Here is a 1,680-nt window from a genome sequence, read left to right as displayed (position 1 = left end):
CCGGAAACACACACGAGTGCACCGCCTCGCCGTCGACCAGCACCGAGCATGCGCCGCAGTCACCTGCGTCGCAGCCCTTCTTCACCTCGAAGTGGCCGTGCTCGCGCAGATAGCTTCGTAGACACTGGCCGGCGCCCGGAACACCCTGTGCCTCAGACCCGTTCACCCGGATGCTCATGCCAGTTCCCGGCGGATCTGCTCGGCCAGCACGAGGGTCACGGCGCGCCGCCAGTCGGGGTCGCCATGAGCGTCCCGGGTCCAGGCGTCCTCGCCGATGGTCCGGTGCGCGGCGGTCAGCTCGGCGGCGCTCGGGGTGGCGGGAAAGGTGAACACGTAGGGGCGCACGGTGGCTGCGGTCACCGACAACACGAACCGGCCACCGTCGGCGGCGGTGTCGCGCCTGCCGATGACGACGATTCCCGAGCGGCCCAGCGGGGACGGCGCGAGCTGGCGGTAGGCCGTGGCCGCACGCAGCGCGGCGGCGGGCAGCCACACCGAACGCAGGACGTCCCCTGGGCCCAGGGCATTGGTGGCCACCCCGGTGACGAACTCTGTCACCGGTAGCCGGCGGTCGGTGCCGTCAGCGCGCCAGATCGTCAGCTCGGCGTCGAGAGCCGACGTGAGCGAGATCATCGCACCGGCCGGGAGCGACAGGCAGATGTTGCCGCCGATGGTCGCCGTCGCCCAGATCTTGAACGAGGCGAGCAGGGCGGTGCAGCACTGATGTAGCAACGGCGCCGCCGTCCACTCGGGCCGCGCTGCGGCGAGCTGGGACGTCAGCTGCGACACCTCTTTCAGCGTGCATGTTGCCGCGAGTTCGATTCCGTTGTCGGCGAGGGTGATCGGCCGCCAGCCGAGCCGGGTGATGTCGACCAGCCGGCGGATGTGTGGCTGGGGTTCGGAGAACAACCAGGTACCCCCGGCGAGGATCGCGTCCTCGGGGCCGATCGGGCTCAGGTCGCCGCGGCAGGCGGGGACGGTCATCGTCTCGACGGTGTTGAGGTCCATAAACGTCAGCTGACCGGGGTCAACGGCCCGCCCACGATGTTGCCGACGATGCCGCGAATGATGTTGGTGCCGTCCTCCTCTCGCAGCTCGGCGTACCATTCGGCGGTCTTCTCCGGATCTTTGGCATGGATGACGTCACATCGCTTACGCGCCCGCAGCACCAGATCGCCGGCCCGTTCGGCCCGCGACTGCTGGTAGGCGGCCAGGGCCGCAGACACATCGTCGGGATGATCCCGAAACGCCCACTGCAGTGCCACCGCGTCCTCCATCGCCGAGCAGCCTCCCTGCCCGATGTCGGGGGTGGTGTTGTGGGCGGCATCGCCGAGCACTGCGACACGACCCCTGACCCAGGTGTAGAACGGATCCAGGTCGAGGATCTCGACCCGGTTGGTGGTGGCCGGGTCCAGCTTGTCGATCAGCGTCTGCACCCCCGGTGCCCAGTCCGCAAAGTGTGCACGCAGAACCTCACGCGCGCTGCCCTTCTCGTAGGGCGATCCTTGCGGTTCGACCACATCGAAGAAGAAGTAGAACCGTCCGCCGGCGACGGGCATCACCGAGACCCGCTTGCCGTCGCCGACGTAGGTGGTCCATTCCGTGGCGGCACCGATCGAATCGTCGGCGTCGACCAACCCGTTGAAGTTCACGTACCCGGCGTAGCGCCGGGTCACCGGG

Annotated in this window: 3 protein-coding genes; all 3 read right to left on the bottom strand. The window is 68.8% G+C overall.

Annotated elements, in window-relative coordinates; all coding sequences use genetic code 11:
- Positions 1-178 (bottom strand): 2Fe-2S iron-sulfur cluster-binding protein (locus tag WA944_RS26765; RefSeq protein WP_526611345.1); only part of this gene is annotated, 178 nt, incomplete at its 3' end.
- Positions 175-1,008 (bottom strand): FAD binding domain-containing protein, encoded by an 834-nt coding sequence (locus tag WA944_RS26760; protein WP_526611344.1) that lies wholly within the window; start codon positions 1,006-1,008, stop codon positions 175-177. The genes WA944_RS26760 and WA944_RS26765, both read right to left, overlap by 4 nt.
- A 5-nt stretch (positions 1,009-1,013) precedes the next feature.
- Positions 1,014-1,680: FAD-dependent monooxygenase (locus WA944_RS26755; RefSeq protein ID WP_526611342.1), on the bottom strand; the 667-nt coding region annotated here is incomplete at its 5' end.

It is taken from the genome of Mycobacterium sp. (assembly GCF_049683355.1).
In the GTDB taxonomy this organism is placed as follows: Bacteria; Actinomycetota; Actinomycetes; order Mycobacteriales; family Mycobacteriaceae; genus Mycobacterium.
Note: the sequence above shows the minus strand (reverse complement) of the source record. Positions and strands in the feature narration are given on the sequence as shown.